15 protein-coding genes are annotated in these 18,088 nt (G+C 55.5%); 3 read left to right on the top strand and 12 right to left on the bottom strand.

What is annotated here, in order from left to right:
- Positions 1-7: 7 nt before the first annotated feature.
- The 9 genes from B1H56_RS11525 to B1H56_RS11485 form a co-directional block, all read right to left on the bottom strand.
- Positions 8-3,718 (bottom strand): phosphoribosylformylglycinamidine synthase, encoded by a 3,711-nt coding sequence (locus B1H56_RS11525; protein ID WP_066520068.1) that lies wholly within the window; start codon positions 3,716-3,718, stop codon positions 8-10.
- 327 nt (positions 3,719-4,045) lie between these two features.
- Positions 4,046-5,005 carry an AEC family transporter gene (locus B1H56_RS11520; RefSeq protein WP_066519954.1) on the bottom strand — a complete coding sequence of 320 codons (960 nt, stop codon included), beginning with the start codon at positions 5,003-5,005 and terminating at the stop codon, positions 4,046-4,048.
- Positions 5,006-5,083: 78 nt separating this feature from the next.
- On the bottom strand, positions 5,084-6,400 hold the full coding sequence (locus tag B1H56_RS11515; protein WP_066519952.1) for an aspartate kinase: 1,317 nt from the start codon (positions 6,398-6,400) through the stop codon (positions 5,084-5,086).
- 18 nt (positions 6,401-6,418) lie between these two features.
- Positions 6,419-7,747 carry a DUF1015 domain-containing protein gene (locus B1H56_RS11510; protein WP_066519948.1) on the bottom strand — a complete coding sequence of 443 codons (1,329 nt, stop codon included), beginning with the start codon at positions 7,745-7,747 and terminating at the stop codon, positions 6,419-6,421.
- Positions 7,748-7,911: 164 nt separating this feature from the next.
- Positions 7,912-8,367, bottom strand: coding sequence for a TM2 domain-containing protein (locus tag B1H56_RS11505; RefSeq protein ID WP_066519945.1), 456 nt, complete (start codon positions 8,365-8,367; stop codon positions 7,912-7,914).
- A gap of 241 nt (positions 8,368-8,608) precedes the next feature.
- Positions 8,609-8,959 (bottom strand): DsrE family protein, encoded by a 351-nt coding sequence (locus B1H56_RS11500; protein WP_066519943.1) that lies wholly within the window; start codon positions 8,957-8,959, stop codon positions 8,609-8,611.
- Entirely contained in the window at positions 8,956-9,330 is a 375-nt protein-coding gene (locus B1H56_RS11495) for a DUF488 domain-containing protein (protein WP_082771115.1), read from the bottom strand. Before B1H56_RS11495 ends, B1H56_RS11500 begins: the two co-directional genes overlap by 4 nt.
- 104 nt (positions 9,331-9,434) lie before the next feature.
- The gene (locus tag B1H56_RS11490; RefSeq protein ID WP_066519939.1) at positions 9,435-10,274 is read right to left on the bottom strand and encodes a prenyltransferase; all 840 of its coding nucleotides are present in this window, start codon (positions 10,272-10,274) and stop codon (positions 9,435-9,437) included.
- Positions 10,265-11,227, bottom strand: coding sequence for a DUF1848 domain-containing protein (locus B1H56_RS11485; protein ID WP_066519936.1), 963 nt, complete (start codon positions 11,225-11,227; stop codon positions 10,265-10,267). Before B1H56_RS11485 ends, B1H56_RS11490 begins: the two co-directional genes overlap by 10 nt.
- A 198-nt stretch (positions 11,228-11,425) precedes the next feature.
- Here B1H56_RS11485 and B1H56_RS11480 point away from each other — a divergent pair, with 198 nt between their 5' ends.
- Positions 11,426-11,839, top strand: a complete 414-nt coding sequence (locus B1H56_RS11480; protein WP_066519933.1) for a hypothetical protein — start codon at positions 11,426-11,428, stop codon at positions 11,837-11,839.
- A gap of 430 nt (positions 11,840-12,269) precedes the next feature.
- On the opposite strand, the gene B1H56_RS11475 is transcribed toward B1H56_RS11480, so the two are convergent.
- Positions 12,270-13,079, bottom strand: a complete 810-nt coding sequence (locus B1H56_RS11475; RefSeq protein ID WP_066519932.1) for an undecaprenyl-diphosphate phosphatase — start codon at positions 13,077-13,079, stop codon at positions 12,270-12,272.
- A gap of 165 nt (positions 13,080-13,244) precedes the next feature.
- On the opposite strand from B1H56_RS11475, the gene ychF reads away from it, so the two are divergent.
- Together ychF and B1H56_RS11465 are read left to right on the top strand one after the other, a co-directional pair.
- Positions 13,245-14,342, top strand: coding sequence for a redox-regulated ATPase YchF (gene ychF / locus B1H56_RS11470; protein WP_066519930.1), 1,098 nt, complete (start codon positions 13,245-13,247; stop codon positions 14,340-14,342).
- 367 nt (positions 14,343-14,709) lie between these two features.
- Positions 14,710-15,723 carry a hypothetical protein gene (locus B1H56_RS11465; RefSeq protein ID WP_066519928.1) on the top strand — a complete coding sequence of 338 codons (1,014 nt, stop codon included), beginning with the start codon at positions 14,710-14,712 and terminating at the stop codon, positions 15,721-15,723.
- Positions 15,724-15,791: 68 nt separating this feature from the next.
- Here the strand turns inward: B1H56_RS11465 and B1H56_RS11460 are convergent, their stop codons facing one another.
- A complete protein-coding gene (locus B1H56_RS11460) occupies positions 15,792-16,400 on the bottom strand; it encodes a KpsF/GutQ family sugar-phosphate isomerase (protein WP_066519926.1) in 609 nt (202 codons plus the stop codon).
- Between the two features lie 17 nt (positions 16,401-16,417).
- Positions 16,418-18,082 carry a ribulokinase gene (araB, locus tag B1H56_RS11455; RefSeq protein ID WP_066519924.1) on the bottom strand — a complete coding sequence of 555 codons (1,665 nt, stop codon included), beginning with the start codon at positions 18,080-18,082 and terminating at the stop codon, positions 16,418-16,420.
- Positions 18,083-18,088: the final 6 nt, after the last annotated feature.

Here is an 18,088-nt window from a genome sequence, read left to right as displayed (position 1 = left end):
CTGTTTTTTACCGGAAATACTTTACGCCGCTCTCGAAAATCTTCTGATCGTAATCCCCGGGAATATTTTTGGCGATATTGAGCCCCGCGCGTTCGGAGTGGCCCATCTTGCCAAGCACCCTGCCGTCCGGACTCATGATGCCCTCGACGGCTGCCATCGACCCGTTGGGGTTGAATTCCACATCCATCGTCGGATTGCCGTCAAAGTCCACATACTGCGTGGCGACCTGACCGCTTTTAAACAACTGTTTCAGCTCTTTTTCCGTTGCCACAAAACGGCCCTCGCCGTGCGATACGGCGACCGACTGTATCTCGCCGGGCTCGGAAAGCAGAAGCCACGGGGAATTCGCGCTGGTGATGCGCGTACGCACGATGCACGAAACGTGCCGTCCGATATTGTTGTACGTAAGCGTAGGAGAATCGTCCCGCATTTCCCGGATCTCGCCGTAGGGCACGAGCCCGAGCTTGATGAGCGCCTGAAAACCATTGCAGATGCCAAGCATCAGACCGCCGCGGTTTTTCAGAAGGTCGTGCGTCGCATCCTTCACGCGGCCCGAGCGGAAGGTCGTCGCGATGAACTTCCCGCTGCCGTCCGGCTCGTCGCCGCCCGAGAAGCCGCCGGGCAGCATAATCATCTGCGCGTTTGCGATTTCGCTGGCAAGCAGCTTGATGCTTTCTTCGATCGCCAGCGGCGAAAGATTGCGCATGACAACCACACTGGCGACCGCGCCCGCCTTCTCGAACGCCTTTGCCGTATCGTATTCGCAGTTGGTGCCCGGGAACACAGGAATCACGACGCGCGGGATTGCGGTCTTATATTTGCTGACAAAGATGTCTTTTTTCTGGTAGATGGGCGTATCCACCCGTCCGCCGTCCGCAGTTTTGGTAGGGAATACCGGTTCGAGCGTGCTGGTGTAGGCTTCGAGTGCACGCGCGAGCGGGACGCTTTCTCCCATTGCCTCGATGAACGGCTCTTCGCGGATCTCGCCCACGAGGGTAAAATCCGGATCGGCAATGTCCGCCGCCTCCACGAGCACCGCACCGTACATCTTGCGCGTAAGCTCCGAAATATCCTGCGGGAACAGCTTCACGCCAAGGCCGTTGCCGAACGCGCATTTCGCCGCGCCCGCCAGCATGCCCCCGCGTTCTACCGCATACGCGGAGACCACGGCTTTATCCTGTATCATCTTGTGCAGTTTATCGTATTTCTGTTTGACATCCTCAAAATCCGGCATGCCGTCCTGGTCGCGCACGATATCGAGCAGATAAAGCTTGTTGCCGGCCTGCTTGAATTCGGGGGTGATGACGTTTGCCGCCAGCACAGGCGCCACGCAGAACGCGCACAGCGTGGGCGGTACGTCGATATCCTTGAACGTGCCGCTCATGGAATCCTTTCCGCCGATCGCCGCGACGCCAAGCTCTTTTTGCGCATAATAGGCGCCGAGGAGCGCCGCGAGAGGCTTGCCCCAGCGCGCGGGATCGTTCGTCATCCGCTCGAAATATTCCTGCAGGGTCAGCCAGGAATCACCTACCGCACCGCCGCCTGCCGTAAGCTTCGCTTCGGAAAGCAGGATGGCGTATACCGCGCCGAGGAAGGGGCTCTTTTCCATCAGGTACGGGTCCATACCGTAGCTCATCAGGGTCGCGGATTTGCTGTCCGTATCCTGCACGGGTATCTTTGCACACATCGCCTGTACGGGCGTCATCTGGTACCTGCCTCCGAGCGGCATGGTCACGCTGCCCGCGCCGATGCTGCCGTCGAACATTTCCACAAGGCCCTTCTGCGAACAGATATTGAGGTCGGAAAGCAGGAACAGCAGCGTTTTTTCCACCGTATCCTCCGTCTTTTCCGCAAACAGGTTTTCCGTATCCGCGTCCGCCACTTTCGCTTTTGCGTGCTGTGTCGCACCGTTGGAGTTCAGGAATTCGCGGGTGATATCCACAATGGTCTTGCCGTTCCACATGAGGCGCATACGGCCTTCATCCGTCACGCGCGCAACGAGCGTCGCTTCAAGGTTTTCGTCCTCGGCCAGCTTAAGCACCTTATCCAGGTCCTGCGGACGGATCACCACCGCCATACGCTCCTGCGATTCAGAGATCGCAAGCTCCGTCCCGTCGAGGCCCTCGTATTTTTTGGGAACCGCATCGAGATTGATATCGAGCCCGTCCGCCAGTTCTCCGATGGCGACGCACACGCCGCCCGCGCCGAAATCGTTACAGCGCTTTACAAGCTTGGAAAACTTTTTATTGCGGAACAGCCTTTGCAGCTTGCGCTCGGTGAGCGGGTTGCCCTTCTGCACCTCCGCGCCGCATTTCTCAATGGATTTTTCGTCGTGCGCCTTGGAAGAGCCCGTCGCTCCGCCGCAGCCGTCGCGCCCGGTGCGCCCGCCGATCAGGATCACAAGGTCGCCCTCCGAAGGCTCCTTGCGCTTCACCTGCTCTGCCGGGGCCGCTGCAATGACCGCCCCGATCTCGAGGCGCTTGGCCTTATAACCCTCGTGGTACACTTCCTCCACAAGGCCCGTCGCAAGACCGATCTGGTTGCCGTAAGAGGAATAACCGTGCGCCGCCTCGCGTGTGATCTTGCGCTGCGGCAGCTTATATTCCATCGTGTCCGCAAGGCTTTCACGCGGGTCCGCGCTGCCCGTTACGCGCATCGCCTGGTAAACGTACGACCGTCCCGAAAGCGGATCGCGGATCGCCCCGCCAAGGCACGTTGCCGCGCCGCCGAACGGTTCGATCTCCGTGGGGTGGTTATGCGTTTCATTTTTAAACATGATGAGGTAATCGCGCTCCCCGTCGTATGTCTGTATTTTGTGGCGGATGGAGCAAGCGTTGATCTCTTCGGATTCATCCATATGCGAGAGTTTGCCCGCGCGCTTTGCTTCCTTTACATAAATAGTCGCGAGGTCCATCAGGCACACGTCTTTTTTGCTGCCCAATTTCCTGCGCGTGTCGAGATAGTCCTCGTACACACGTTGCGCCGCCTTGGAAAGCGGGCCGCTGCCGAATTCCACTTCGTCAAGCTTCGTCAGGAATGTCGTATGGCGGCAATGGTCCGACCAATAGGTGTCGAGCACCTTTAATTCCGTTACCGTGGGGTCGCGCTTTTCACTTTTGAAATAATCCTGCGCGCACAGCATGTCTTCCGCCGTCATGGCGTAGCCGTTCTCCGTGACATAACCGGCGATTTGCGCTTTCGTCATTTTGATGAAACCCTTGACCGTCTCTACCCCGGTTGGGATATCGAGCTCCATTTTAAGCGTATCATAAGGTTCCATGGAGGCTTCGCGCGAATCGACCGGGTTGATAACGTATTTTTTGATAGTCCCTGCCTGTGCCTTGGTCACGCCCTTTAAAAGGTATACCTTTGCCGTGCGCACATCCGGGCGTTCCCCGTGCGCCTGGAGCTGCACGCACTGTGCCGCGCTGTCCGCCCGCTGGTCGTACTGCCCGGGCAGGTATTCCGCCGCGAACACCGTATAGCCCTTGGTGTCCGGCAGCTCATCCATATAGACCGTATCGACGGCAGGCTCCGAAAATACGCCCCGCACGGCGGCGGCAAACGATTCATCGTCCATGCCCTCCACGTCGTAACGGTTCAATATCCGTACTTCCTTCACCGGCACGCCGAGGTTCTGCGTGAAGTCCGCCAGCTTTTCCTGCGCCTCCACGTCAAAGCCTTTTTTCTTTTCCACAAATAGTCTTCTTACGCTCATACCCTGTAACGCTCCCTCCGTCGCCGCACAGTTCGCTTTGCTCCGGTTTCGCCTGCGCGAATCCTTCGCCGCCCCCTTGCGCCTGCTTTCCATATCTTTGCTTTCCAGCCGCGCTTTGCGCGCACCCGGATACGTCTCGTTCCCTATGAAGCTTGCCGCGCTCCTGCCGCACGGGGCCCTGGACGGCCCTCCGGCGCAGCCGCCGCTCCATGATCCCAATTCTCCCGCACAGCCGCTTTTACACGCATGGCAGGCTCCTTTCATTTTATCATTTCCATTTTTTATTATATCATAACTTATTCCCGCGACGAAACCCAAAGCGAAAAATCATACATAAGTGAACAGCAGAATATAAATGGGGATCGTCAGGAAGGACAGCAGCGTCGTGACCGCGACGCCACGGGCGGCAAGCTCCGTATCTGCGCCCGATATTTCGGCAAAGATCGTTGTCGTAACCATCGCCGGAAGGCTCATCTGTATGGTGAGCACCTCGGAGGGGAAGGCCGGGAGGCCCATACACGCCGTTATCCCGAGCATTGCGAGCGGCGACACGAGGTACCGCCCTACAAGCGCCCACGATATTCCCTTATCGAATTTCCTGATACGGGAAATCCCCGTGCGCTGAAGGATCATGCCCACGAACATCAGCGCGAGCGGAGAAGTCACATCCCCGATGTACGAAAGCGCGGAAGAAAGGAACACGGGCAGCCGGACATTCAGCATCACGAGGAGAAATCCTACGAGGACCGCGATCATGGGCGGCTTGAAAATCTTCTTTAGAATATCCTTCGCGCTGAAGCACGCGCCCTTCCCCCCGCACGAAAGCTCCATGCCGTCCCGCGCGATCTCCACAAAGCCGAGACTGTTCATGAAGGTGGTGTTCGCCACGTAATAAAAAAGCGCAAACACGAGAGCCTCTTCTCCAAAGATCGCCGTTGCCACGGGAAGCCCCACAAATACCGAATTGGAAAACGAAAACAGCGCCGTGAAAACGCCGCGCTGTGTTTTTTTGATTTTTGCGATTTTAACGACCAGCTTCGCTGCCAGCCATGTGACGCCGATGGCCGCAAAGGAGGCGAGGATATAGATCCACGAATCCGCAAGGGTCTTTGCCGTAAAGCCCGTAAGAAACGCCATTACAGCCGTACACGGCAGGGTCACGCCTACGATCAGGTTGCTGATAAAGTCCGTGACGGTTTTTCCCGCCCAGCCTGCGCGCGCGATGAAATATCCGGCGGCAATGATAATGACCACCATAAGCACTGCCTGTACCGCCTCGAAAATCATTGTTCCCTACTCCGCAGGAATCGGCGCTTATGCCGATCCATGAAAGAATTTTAAGAGCCTGGTGGAGACTTCTTCTGATTATACTAAAGCGCTATAAATCGCCTGCACCGCTTTTTCAAAATCGTCGTTCTCCACACCTACGATGATGTTGATCTCGCTCGACCCCTGGTCGATCATACGCACGTTTACATGGCTTTGCGCAAGCGCCGCAAACAGCTTCGCCGAAACGCCCACCTGCCGGATCATACCGCGGCCCACCGTCGCTATGATCGCCATGTTGGAGGAAACTTCCACACTGTCCGGCTGGCAGACCGCATGGATCTCGTCGATCAGTTCCTCGATACAGTGGCGAATACGGATATCCGCAACCACGATGGAAATGGTGTCGATGGAAGAAGGCATATGCTCGAACGACAGCCCGAATTTCTCGAGGCAGGTAAGCACCTTGCGGCCAAAGCCGATCTCCGTATTCATTCCGTCTTTTTCAATTGTAATAACGGTAAAATTCTTTTTGCCCGCAATGCCCGTGATGCCGTCCCGCGCGCCGTCCCGTCCCTCGATAGCCGGGATAATCATAGTGCCGCTGTTTTCCGGGTCGTTGGTGTTCTTTACATTGATGGGAATCGCCGCTTCAAGCACGGGGAAGATGCTGTCCTCATGCAGCACGGTCGCGCCCATATACGCAAGCTCGCGCAGCTCACGGTAGGTAACTACATCGATCTTTCTGGGATTTTCCACGATGCGCGGGTCGGCCATCATGAAGCCGGAAACGTCCGTCCAGTTTTCATAAAGGTCCGCGTTTGCCGCGCGCGATACGATGGAGCCCGTGATATCGCTGCCCCCGCGCGAGAAGGTCTTGATCCTGCCGTTCGGCAGGCTGCCGTAAAAGCCCGGGATTACCGCGCGTTCGTGCAGCTTTAACGCCCCCGGCAGCACGGACAGCGTTTTTTTCGCGTCATAGCTTCCGGTCTCGTCGAAAAAGATCACGTCGGCAGCGTCGATAAAATCGTAGCCCAGCAGGTCCGCGATCAGCAGCCCGTTGAGGTACTCGCCGCGGGAGGCCGCGTAATCCTCGTTCGCGCCCGTTTTGATATCCCGGTACATCTTTTCAAGGTATTCTTCGATCTTGATGGAAAGGCCGAGCTCGTCGCGGATATCCGTATAGCGGCGCACGATCTGGCCGTAAATCCCGTCCGTCTCCTCAAAATGTGCCGCCGCATCGTGCAGGGAATACAACAGGTCCGTGACCTTGACGTCGTCCTTGAAACGTTTCCCCGGCGCGGAGGGCACGACAAATTTCCTTGCCTCGTCCGCCTCCACGATCTGCTTCATTTTCAGGATTTGCTCTGCGGATGCAAGTGAGCTTCCACCAAACTTTGTAACCTTGACTGCCATGTTCATTCCCCCACCGATTTATTCTTCTTCCGGCGCTGCCGGTTCTTCTTCTTTTGCATAAGGAGCGATCAGCCGCCCTTCGAGGTAATACCGCTTTTCTTCCGCTTCCCCGAGCGAAAACGTCTTTTTGGGCAACACGCCGCATTTCACGATCAGATCGAAAAACTCGGACTTTTCCATCGCCTCAAAATAAAAGCCGATATTGTCGTATTGCCGCGAAAGCTCCATGAACGCTTCGTCGCCGTGGATATAATCAAGCTTTGCGGACGGATTCTCGCGGATATAGTCCTCGAATACCTCCTGTACCTCGCCGATTGCCAGCGGGTGCTCCGGGTTTTCGATGATGATGCGCCCCGCTCCGTCATGGTACAGAAACGGAATCTGGTAGGTTCCGTCGTGCTCGATCTCACTGCGCCAGCGGCCAAATACCAGCTTGGCCTTTTTGCCCTTTTCGCGCAGGCGTTCCACCAGATATTGCACGCAGCCCGCCGCGTTGACGCCGAACATCACGCGGTGTATGGGCATGAATTCCACCGCGCGGTCGCGCAGGTTGATAATCTCGCACAGCGCATAGCGGAGCGGATGGTCTTTTTGTTCTTCTATGGAAAGCGTTTCCTTCGCTTCCTCCCAGATGGCCTTGGCTGTGGCCAGCGAATGGTTTCCGTCGCCCACGCAGAACAGCATATTGTCCCTCCGGGGCAGCTCCATAAGCGCCGCCGTCAAATCTTCGAGCAGTCTTGGGTTATCCACAAACCATCCCTCGATGCGTCCGCCGTCCATCATCAGGTCAAAATCATAGAGCTTCGGCAGGGTGTTCCTCTGCGTATGCAGCGGGCCGATGACGCTGTCCTTTTCGTCGTCCATCAGCAGCATTACATGCGGCAGTTCTACCGCCGCGCCGCGCCGTATCTCCGCGCGCGGGGGGATCCGCGAGAGCACCGTCTGCTCGGTCGCCCTAAGAAGCGGCCTATGCCCGATCCTGTAATCGTATTGCTCGAGGTCCATCGCCAGCAAGACGCCCTTGCGCACCTTCCCGCCGATATGCCGTTCGGTCAGGACTACGCCTTGGGGAAGCTCCTGCAGCACGCCGTCCTCAAGGTAGGCGTGCATGGTTTCCTTCATGTCCGCAATATGGCTCCCGACATCCTCATCCTCAAGATAAATCTCGGGAAGCGTAATATGCAGGGTGGACGGCGCGTTTCCCACAAGCCGCTCCACCGCCTTCCAGTAATCCGGCTGGGACGTGAACTGGTCGCATGCGATACAGGCCCATTTTGCAAGGTTGATATTTTCCGCCGGCAAAAGCACGCGCGGTATTTTGAAGCCCTGCTCTTTTCTTTCTTCCATCGTCTCCTCCAATTTCTGTCTCCCCACCGGAAATAGATTCGGCATAAAGATGCCGATACAATAGTATAATATTTTAGGACTGTTTTTTCAAGCGGAACGCATGAAAAAAGCGCCCGAACGAGCCATTTCAGACGCTTTTTTACAGATTGTTTATTTCTTCCGGATCAATTGATGAGCGGTTTCCCGTCCGCATCCGCCGGGATGCTTCCCACAAGGATCATAATGCCTTCCACAAAGCCCCAGATCGCGGATATCCACGTTGTGATGCCGAACGTCACGATGCCAAGGATACCGAGGACCAGCTGGGCGACCGCCTTGGACTGGAATCCAAGGTAGAAATTATGAATGCCCAGCCATCCGAGGAAAATGCCGAGGATGCCCGCTGCGATCTTGGATTTGCCCGCCTGCGGCGCACAGGCCTGCGCCTGCCCCGGCTGTCCGCTTTTGGGGATCACTCCCGCACCGCACGTAACGCAGACCACGGCCTCCGGGTCTGTTTTGCCTCCGCAGTTCCAGCAATAATCGTGTCCTTTTCCGACGGGAACACCGCAGCCCATGCACACCGTCTCGCCGGGCTGGAGCTGTTTTCCGCAATTCCTGCAATATTTGAACTCTGCCATCTGAAAAACCTCCTTAACATGCGGCTCTTCCCGCATGCTCTTCCTTTCATGGTTCCAGTATATGGGCGGGAAACCGGCAAGTCAACGGACTTAAGGTTATCTTCATAAACTCTTAACTAATTCGTCTGCTTATCGTGTGTTTTTCACACTGTTAAGGCATTGCACGGCACCTGAAAGCCACTTGGGAACGCATCAAAAAAGCACACGGCGCTTCGTGTGCTTTTTTGATCTCTCTGAAACGTTATGGTTTGATATAGGCAAACCCTTCTTGTTGTTTTTTAATCAGTTCCACCGCTCCCGATGGGATGACTTCCACAAACGGGATCAGCGTGCTTTCGCGGATTCCCGCGTTTGCCAGCGCGTTCCTGCACGCCGCGAATTTAACGGTATCCAGCGCGAGGTCGCGAATCGTGTCGTAGCGTCCGTCTTTCCTTGCCTGTTCTTCACGCAAGTCTTTTACAGCCTCGCTGTTCGCCACGATTTCAATGGTAAAATCCATGCCTGTCTGTTCGCCGTATCTCATAATGTTCTCGGCATTTGTAAGGGCAAGGTCCCATTTCTTCGTTTCATCTACGTGTATCACTGCTTTCATCGTGCTCCTCCTTCCTTCAAACGTTCCTCCAAATATTCTTTCAGCACCACAGCGTTGCTGTGGACGGAATCTTTTGCCGCATAGACAAGCGTTACGCCGCCTTTTGCAAGCTCCTTTTCCAGCCGCGCAAGGAACGGCTCCACCGCCGGGTTCCGGTCGAGCTCCGCCCGGTACCTCTTTTGAAATGCAGGAAACTTCTCCGGCTCGTGTCCGAACCATTTACGCAGCCCGGACGTGGGCGCGACCTCCTTTTCCCACAGGTCGATCGCCGCTTTTTCTTTCGTTTCGCCGCGCGGCCACAGCCGGTCCACAAGGATACGGAACCCGTCTCCTTTGTCCGCGCCGAGCTGCACACGTTTGAGTTTCAGCATGTTTCTCACCTCGCTCCTATTGATAAGCATCTTAGCGGGTTTTCTAACCGAATCTACCGAAATTTAATTGATTGTGTAGGGCGCTGCAGCCCGCACCGCACACTCTATTTTTTTATTCCGAGATTGAAAAGAACCTCGCGGTAGCGCTTTGTTGCAAGGGCGCTCGGCTTTCCCTTCGCGCAGAAGGAAAGCTTTGCAAGTTTGGGGACGGCACGCTCCACCACCACCCGCCCGTCCGCGAGTTTTCCTTCCAGCGCGGAGAGCGCCGCCAGAAACCGTTCGTCTTTCTTTGCGCGGTCGTAAAACGAGAGAATATATACATATACAAAAAGATTATAATTGCGGAACGGATATTCCACCTGCATGAACAGCGTGCCCATCCCGTAATGGCACGGACCGACGGGCTTTCGCACCGTCCAGTGCCACAGCAGGAATTCCACCGCACGGTCGAGCGCGGGTTCCCGGTTCAGGTGTTCGCTGAAGCGGAACGCAGAAAGCGCGGTGAGCGTGGGAAATGGATTGGAATACTCTGTTTCCGGGCCGCGCCCAAAGCTGTATTTATTGCATTTCCAGCCGCCGTCCTCCCGCTGTGTTTCAAGGAGGTGCCGGAACGTCTGCCGCAGCCGCGGGTCTGCGGCATAACCCATGCGGCACAGCGCCTCCGCCATGTGGATGGTCTGGCAGGGATAAATCCCGCCCGAGGGAGCTGTTTTGAAGCGTCCGTCCTCCCGCCACACGCTGAAAAACAGCTCCGCCATTTCCCGCATCAACGGGTCCGCAGGATCCATTCCAAGCTCCGTCAGGAACATGGCGCTTTCGAGCGCCGACCACGGCGCACCCTTGAAAAGACGCTTGTCCGGCGTGGTCCAGAGGTCTGCCCCGTTATCATGCCGGTGCGACAGGATGACCTCCGCATCCGGTAAATATTGTTTTTCTATTGCCATTTCTCCCCCTGTTCCGCATCCAGGTCAAACAGGCTCACCTGCCGGCAGCGGTCGGATTTCGCCGCCCGCTGCGCCACCCTGTCTTCCGGCAGCAGCGTACCGCACAGCATGGGCGCGGCTGGGTCGTAGCCTGCCCGGTTTCTTTCCACGGCTCCGTCCGACGCATTGGCATAACAATACCGGCAGCCGTTGCCGCACGTATCGTATGCGCCGATATCCACGCTTTTAACGCAATAACAGTCGTCCCGCTGCCCGGTATCCCTTTTCAGCCTCAGCCGCCAGCCCGTGATCCTCGAGACCAGGGCATCGTCAATACATTTTGCCCGCGGTATGCCTGCCGCGGCAAGATCAAGGTTTCCGCACGCCGACACCTCGATGCCGTTTTTCCGGCCAATCTCCGCAAGCTGCTGTGCAAGGTCCGCCTTCTTTCCTTCCGTAAGCGCGGAAACCCCGTGCGCCTCCATACGCTTCCTGATCTTGGGATAAAAGTCGATGAAGCTTAGTTTACACTGCTCCGTATAGCCCCGGAGGGCCTCCGCCGTTTTGGTAAAAAATTCAAGGTGCGCCTCCGCCGGATAGGTCCCGCTTAAGAGCACGGGGCTGTAGCGCCATACCGCCTGCTGCGCGCTCGTCCGGTCCGCGAGACGGCGGAACGTTTCCACGAGCCTGTCTTTTGGCGGCAGGGCACATTCCATCTCGGTCCCGTAGGGATTGATAGTAAATTGTACATAATAGGGATAATCCTTTATATAATCTAGTTTCCCGAGCATAGGCCCCGGATTTTTGGTCCAAAAAACAATGCAGTCCACCACTTCCGGCGAAAGAAGTACGCGGCTCACCTGGTGGAAATTCATCGGGTTGCGCACCAAAGCAAAACCGTCCCCAAGGCGGTTCAACAACCAGTCAAAATAAAAACGCGGGATATCCGTACGCCTGCTCGCGCTGATAATCATGGGCCTGCTCCTTTTACTTCATTATACACCAGATATCTCCGGTTAATATGTAGTTTCCCTAATTTAATTGTTTTCTTTTTTGTTCTTTTTGTGTTTGTTTTGTTTGTTTGTTTTGTTTTAAACAAACTAATATTATTTGTTGACTTTTCCAGCTCCATGGATTATACTGGTTTTAAATTCATTTATGGAGGTAATCCAATGAACCTGTCAAGTATCGAAATCAAAGACCAAATCCGAAAAATTACTTCTGATTTTCGCGATCATTCCGTTTCAGAAATCAAAAATTCTATCGTTGGTTCTTTTACCTCCGGCCAGCTGTCGGGCGCTCTTGCATATTTGGTAAAATCCGGAGATTTGCTCAATACGGGGCGGGGGGTTTATAAAACAGCAAGGTCAGAAAATGCGCTTCCTGCCCCAAACGATGATAAAATTTCCATCATTGAAGAAACCAAGCGGAAAACGCAATCCGAGATCGAACGATTTTGCCGTGTTATAACAAAACTCGCCCACAATCTTCAATTCTTCGATATGGAAAAAGAAGATGTTTTATCATTTATGGAATTAAAAGAGCTATGCAGGACTTTAAAAATAATCAGCAGTAAGCTGAAATAAGTTTTTATGATGAAAAAGCAGACCACCCATAAGAGTGATCTGCCCTTTGTAACCAGCGCGGCAACGCTGGCTAACGGATGATCCGTATTGCCGGGATATCCATATTTAATATATCATACGGGCCATCCGCCTTCAAGGGGAAAAGGGAAGGAGGATTGCTTATGGCTAAACAATACAAGACTGTTTTCAGCCCATACGTCACTAAAAACGGCAAAAGGATATGGGCAAAGAATTATGGTCTCAAGGCATTTTGTTTTAAGGTTCCCAAAAATAGAGAACTGTAGAAATTTGCAGACAAAAAAGGAAGCTGTTTCCGGCAGCGGCTTCCTTTTTTACATGGAGTGACGGGAGGAGCCCCCTATTTTTCCGTTCCCTTTCACACGGGGCATCCCGCATACACGGAAGGCCGCTTTGTTTCCATAACGCATCCTCAGGCAAACGGGTTCACGAAGTAGTGTCCCGCGGTGAGAGATTCGACCAGCACGATGGTGCCGATGACGGCCGTATAGATCGCAAAGCCGTAAAGCTTATATTTACTGATGAGCTTGAGCATGAATTTGATGGCGATAAAGCCGCATACCGCCGCAACGATGGTCCCTACGATGACGGCCGGGACGGAAACGTCGCCCATACCAGTCTCCGCAAGGTCTTTCGCGCCGAACACCACGCCGCCGAGGATCGCCGGGATAGACATCAGAAACGCGAACTTTGCGGCCCGTTCGCGGCCCACGCCTGAGAAGAGGCCGCCCGCGATGGTCGACCCGGAGCGCGAAAGGCCGGGCAGGATTGCCGCCGCCTGCATCAGGCCCATTGCCATCGCCTGCGGAAGCTCCACCCCGCGCTTGCGCTCGATGCGCTGCGCGACAAGCTCGCACGCGACAAGCACGCCGGTCGTCGCGTAAAACCCGAAGGCAAGGTATTTCCCGTCGAGCACGTTCGCAAACGTCTCGGGGGCTGCCTTCTCCGCGATCAGCGTGACCACGACCGCCGGAACCGTCGCGAGGATCAGCATTCCCAGCTTGTTTTTGATGGGATGCGTAATGATCGCCACAATTTCCGGCCAAAGCACGATGAACACCGCCACGAGCGTGCCCACATGCAGCATCACATCATAAAAAATCGGCACCTCGCCCACGCCGAGCAGGGCCTGCAATAAGTTAAGGTGTCCCGAACTTGAAACGGGCAGGAATTCCGTGAAGCCCTGGACCGCCCCCAAGATGATCGTATCCAAAAAACTCATAGTTCTGCTCCTTACATAGTAGCCTTTTCAGACGATAATGAGTTCCTCCAGCCTTTTTATTATAACAGGCCTTTCTGGTTTTCACAACCGCGCTTGCGAAAGATTACATTACAGATTATAATAAGATGGGTCCAGATTTAACATGTTTGTAGCGAGGAGTTTTTCATGAAATTAGGTGTCGTCGGATTGCCGAATGTCGGCAAAAGCACATTGTTTAACGCTCTCACGCAGGCGGGAGCGCAGAGCGCAAATTATCCGTTCTGTACGATAGAGCCGAACTTCGGCATCGTATCCGTGCCGGACGCGCGTATGGATTATCTGGCGGAGATTTACCATCCGCAGAAATTCACGCCCGCGACGATCGAGTTTGTGGATATCGCCGGGCTTGTAAAAGGCGCGAGCAAGGGCGAGGGCCTCGGCAATAAATTTTTATCGCACATCCGCGAGGTGGACGCGATCATCGAGGTCGTACGCTGCTTTGAGGACGACAACGTCGCCCATGTGGACGGCAGCATCGACCCGCTGCGCGACGTGACGACCATCAACTACGAGCTGATCTTTGCGGATATGGAGACCGTGCAAAAACGGCTCGACAAAGCCGTGAAAATGCAAAAGACGGGCGACAAGAAATGGAAGCTCGAGGCCGCGGTGTGCGGGGCGGTCCTCGCGGAGCTTGAAAAGGGCAACTTTGCGCGCAACATTGAATTTGACGAGGAACAGGCGGAGATCATGCGTTCCATGTTCCTGCTTACGGATAAGCCTATCATTTATGTGGGCAATATCGCGGAAGACCAGGCGGGCAAGGACGGCCTGCCCATTTTGCAGCCGCTGCTCCAATATGCGGACGAGCATAAGAGCGAGGTCGTGACTATTTCCGCGAAAATAGAAGAAGACCTCTCCGAAATGGACGAGGAGGAAAGGGCCTTGTTCATCGAGGAGCTTGGCATCGGGGAATCCGGCCTTATGAGGCTGGTCAAAAAATCCTATTCGCTCCTTGGCCTCATCAGTTACCTGACCGCAGGGGAAAAGGAAGTGCGCGCGTGGACCATTACGCGGGGAACCAAGGCGCCGCAGGCCGCAGGTAAAATCCACAGCGACTTTGAGCGCGGGTTTATCAAGGCCGAGGTCATCGCCTTCGATACGCTGAAAAACGAATGCAATGGAGATATGCAGGCCGCCAAGGAAAAGGGCCTTGTACGCCAGGAAGGCAAGGAATACGTCATACAGGACGGCGATGTGGTGCTGTTCCGGTTCAACGTATGACACGCCATCGGGCACCGCTTTCCGCTGCTGTTTCGGGCCTATCTCCCGGAACAGCTTTTTTGTTCCTTGCCGCAGCCCGAAGGTTCTGCTATGATAATGGTGCGAAACAACTTCGCGTTCCCCGTATCTTATCAGTCTTTTCCCGTTTCATGCGCCGTTTCCAGATTCCTTCACGCTCCGCAAAGGAGGCCGATATGACCGTTTGTATGGAGGATCTTTCCGGTAACCGGAATCCCCGCCCTGCTTGCAGCCGCCGATTTCCTCACGCTCCTTTTTCCCCTCCGCAAACGTCCGTCCGGCGTTTGACAGTTCCCTGCCCCGCCCGCACGCACGTATACTATTGAATGACAATTATGGGAGGAAAGCCATGAACGAATTACCGGAAAAACCCTTTGTGCCCGAACGGGAGATCATTCTAAACAGGCCTCTGCGTGTGCGGGGACAGGATGCGGTGCTTGCGGGGCTCGCCTCGTACGGCGGAAAAAACTGCCTGTGGCTCTTTTACCACCGTCCCATCCCACAAAGGCTTTTAGACGGTGGGTCTGAAGCGTCTACTCACCGGGAGGAACGGGAATTTGCCCTGCTGGACGCAGAGCTGAACTGCTTTTGGCCACAGTCCCTCTGTGTACAGGGAAGAACCCTTTCTTTCACCTCGGGCGGCGCGGCTCCCTTGCTGGGCCACGATCCGGAGGTGCTCCTGCCCTTCCGGTATTTCCTTGGAAAAGGCGTTGCGCTTGGCCCGCTTGCGGATGTTCCTGAGCAGGATATTTCCGTCATGCACTGTGAATTCGAGGACGGCGGACTCTTCTCCGCATTCGACCCGGCGTTTCCGCTCGACCTCTCCCTGACCGTCGGGCCGGAAAGCAAAGAGCTGCCTATCCACCAGACGCATATCATGACGATAGGCGGAAACCCAAAGGAAGAGCGGTTTGCCTTCAAAAAGCCGGACGGAACGGAATGCGGGTATTACTTAAACGATCTTTTCCTGTATACGCCGCCGCGGCCGGACCCGCGGCACGAGCGGGAGGCCGCCGAACAAATGCGCGCACAGGGTCTTTCGGAACGGCATATCATGGAAATACAAAAAAGCCAGCGGGACGTCTGCCCCGCAGGACACAAAATCCTCGTCCTCGAATATGAATCGGAAGGGGACGTCCAGCTTTCTTTCTACACTGCGGCATACCTCAGCGCCGCACCCGAACGGACAAACGGCGCGGCATCCGCCGTTATTTTGGTTTCAAATGATGAAAAGGTCCCGCACGGGCACAGGAAGCAATACTGCGCGCTTGGTCCTGTGCCCGAAACATTGGCGGGCCGCATCGGACTGGAGCTGTTTTCCCGGTATGAGCTCCTGCCGGAGGAAACCGCTGCCATCAAGTAAAAAACAGACGGCGGATAGGCCTCCTGCTTTTGCCGCAGATGACTCCGCCGTTTTTTGAGTGTAAGTTTCTATTTTCCCGCGCGCAGCTTGTCTCCCACCGATCCGCCGGGGTGCGTCAGGTAAAATTGTTCCTTGGTAAACCCGTTGTGCCGCATTACGGTAAACGCGATTGCGTCCCATACGGCGATCGCCGCCACAATGCTGCCCGAAGCGATCAGCTTCCACGGGCATGGCTCGCGTTCTACCGCAATTTTCAGCAGGATATCGCAGTTTTTACCCAATATGGAAGTTTCATCTTCCGTTACACCAATAATTACCGCGCCTTTTTCCTTGCACACGGGAATATAGTTCACAATCTCGCCCGTATTTCCGCCCTTGGTAAACAGCACCGCCACGTCGCCCTTTTGGATTGCGCCCAAGCCGCCGTGGATGGAGTTCGCGGGCGACAGGAAAAAGGCCGGTACCTCCACCACACTCAGGGTATGCGCGATTTTCTGTGCCGCCATCCCCGACGTACCACAGCCCGCCGTAATTACCTTCTTACTGTTCGGCTTTACCGTGCACAAAAGGTCGACGATCCGGTCAAGAACATCCCTGTCCACCGTTGTTAAAAGAGAGTCCAGCGTATCGCGCTCGATGCGCAGCACCTCTTCGTATGATTGGTCGTATTTCGCCATAAAATCCTCCTTTCAGGTCAGTGCATTTCTTTTTTAATTGCTTTCAGGCGCTTCATTACATCGTTTCCGCCCCTGCCAAAGTAATCGTGCAGCGTTTCATATTCCATATACAGCCGGTCATATATATCCGTGCAGGCGGGGTTCGGCGTATATACCGTGTCCTTAAGCTTCCCCATTGCGTCCGCCGCATCAAACACATTCTGGTAGCCGCCCTTTTCCGCGCCCGCCGCGACTGCCCCGTAAATCGCCGCGCCCAGCGCAGGCCCCTGCGGGCTGCCCGAAATCCGTATTTTCTTTTTGATAACGTCGGCGTAAAGCTGCATCATGAAGGCAGATTTTTCCGCAATACCCCCCGCGGCGTAATATTCGTCTACACGCACTCCGTTCTTTTCAAAATTTTCAATAATCTTCCGCGCGCCGAAGGCCGTCGCCTCCACAAGCGCTCGATACATCTCTTCCGGCTTCGTCCGGAGCGTCATGCCCAGCATCATCCCGGTAAGATCCACATCCACAAGTACGCTGCGGTTACCGTTCCACCAATCGAGCGCCAGCAGCCCGCTTTCCCCTGGCTTCAGCCCGGCGGCAAGCTCCTGCATGTAGGTGTGGATGTTTTCCCCCCGCCGTTGCGCCTCTTCAAAATATTCTGCCGGGACGCAGTTCTCCACAAACCACGCAAAGTGGTCGCCCACGCACGACTGCCCGCCTTCATAGCCGTAAAACCCTGGCAGCATGCCGTCCTCCACATACCCGCAGATTCCCGGCACCGCGCACTCCTCTTCGCCGAGCAGCATCATGCATGTCGACGTACCCATGATCGCCAGTACTTTTCCCGGGCCGCCGATTCGCACCGCAGGCATACAGACGTGGGCGTCCGTGTTGGCGACCGCAACCGCCGTACCTTCCGCAAGCCCCGTTTTTTCCGCCATTTCCCTCGTGAGGTATCCGGCGCACGTATCGTGCGGATAAACCCTCCGCGCCAGTTTCTCGTCTACCACATGTTCGAGCCGCGGATCAAGCGACGCAAAAAAATCATCCGTCGGGTAGCCGTCCTTTTTATGCCAGACGGCCTTATATCCGGCGATGCACGCGCTGCGTTTTTCCGTGCCGGTCAGCTGCCAGACGATCCAATCCGCCGCTTCGATAAAGCGGTCCATTTTTTCGTAGATATGGGGGGCTTCATCCAAAACCTGCCAGATTTTGGGGAACGTCCATTCCGAGGAAATTTTTCCGCCGTAACGCGCGATCCACTTTTCCTTGCGCACATGCGCGGCTTCGTTCAGCCGGTTCGCATATTCCTGCGCCGCATGGTGCTTCCACAGCTTGGCATAGGCATGCGGCTCGTCTTCATATTCCGGCAGGAAACAAAGCGGCGTTCCATCCGCAAGGGTGGGAAGCATCGTGCAGGCGGTGCAGTCGATCCCGATCCCTATGACATCCTCTTTTTCCACCCCGCTCTCTGCGAGCACCCCGGGAATCGTACCGTAAAGCACCTCAAGGTAGTCGCGCGGATGCTGGAGCGCCCAGTCCACGCCCAGCTTTTTCCCGGAGGGAAGCGTTTCGTCCATGACGGCATGCGGATAATCGAGCACGCTCTGCGCGACCTCTTCTCCTGTCGCCACGTTGACCAGCACGGCCCTTCCCGAAAGCGAGCCAAAATCGATTCCAATTGTGTAGTTTGACATCGTTTA

It is taken from the genome of Christensenella minuta, assembly GCF_003628755.1.
Lineage (GTDB): Bacteria > Bacillota > Clostridia > Christensenellales > Christensenellaceae > Christensenella > Christensenella minuta.
Note: the sequence above shows the minus strand (reverse complement) of the source record. Positions and strands in the feature narration are given on the sequence as shown.

Bases quoted from the DNA above. Each gene is read 5' to 3' on its own strand.
- B1H56_RS11525 (WP_066520068.1), bottom strand. From the start codon at position 3,718: ATGAGCGTAAGAAGACTATTTGTGGAAAAGAAAAAAGGCTTTGACGTG.
- B1H56_RS11475 (WP_066519932.1), bottom strand. From the start codon at position 13,079: ATGAGTTTTTTGGATACGATCATCTTGGGGGCGGTCCAGGGCTTCACG.
- B1H56_RS11465 (WP_066519928.1), top strand. From the start codon at position 14,710: ATGAACGAATTACCGGAAAAACCCTTTGTGCCCGAACGGGAGATCATT.
- ychF (WP_066519930.1), top strand. From the start codon at position 13,245: ATGAAATTAGGTGTCGTCGGATTGCCGAATGTCGGCAAAAGCACATTG.
- B1H56_RS11460 (WP_066519926.1), bottom strand. From the start codon at position 16,400: ATGGCGAAATACGACCAATCATACGAAGAGGTGCTGCGCATCGAGCGC.
- B1H56_RS11505 (WP_066519945.1), bottom strand. From the start codon at position 8,367: ATGGCAGAGTTCAAATATTGCAGGAATTGCGGAAAACAGCTCCAGCCC.
- B1H56_RS11520 (WP_066519954.1), bottom strand. From the start codon at position 5,005: ATGATTTTCGAGGCGGTACAGGCAGTGCTTATGGTGGTCATTATCATT.
- B1H56_RS11490 (WP_066519939.1), bottom strand. From the start codon at position 10,274: ATGGCAATAGAAAAACAATATTTACCGGATGCGGAGGTCATCCTGTCG.
- B1H56_RS11480 (WP_066519933.1), top strand. From the start codon at position 11,426: ATGAACCTGTCAAGTATCGAAATCAAAGACCAAATCCGAAAAATTACT.
- araB (WP_066519924.1), bottom strand. From the start codon at position 18,082: ATGTCAAACTACACAATTGGAATCGATTTTGGCTCGCTTTCGGGAAGG.
- B1H56_RS11500 (WP_066519943.1), bottom strand. From the start codon at position 8,959: ATGAAAGCAGTGATACACGTAGATGAAACGAAGAAATGGGACCTTGCC.
- B1H56_RS11485 (WP_066519936.1), bottom strand. From the start codon at position 11,227: ATGATTATCAGCGCGAGCAGGCGTACGGATATCCCGCGTTTTTATTTT.
- B1H56_RS11515 (WP_066519952.1), bottom strand. From the start codon at position 6,400: ATGGCAGTCAAGGTTACAAAGTTTGGTGGAAGCTCACTTGCATCCGCA.
- B1H56_RS11510 (WP_066519948.1), bottom strand. From the start codon at position 7,747: ATGGAAGAAAGAAAAGAGCAGGGCTTCAAAATACCGCGCGTGCTTTTG.
- B1H56_RS11495 (WP_082771115.1), bottom strand. From the start codon at position 9,330: ATGCTGAAACTCAAACGTGTGCAGCTCGGCGCGGACAAAGGAGACGGG.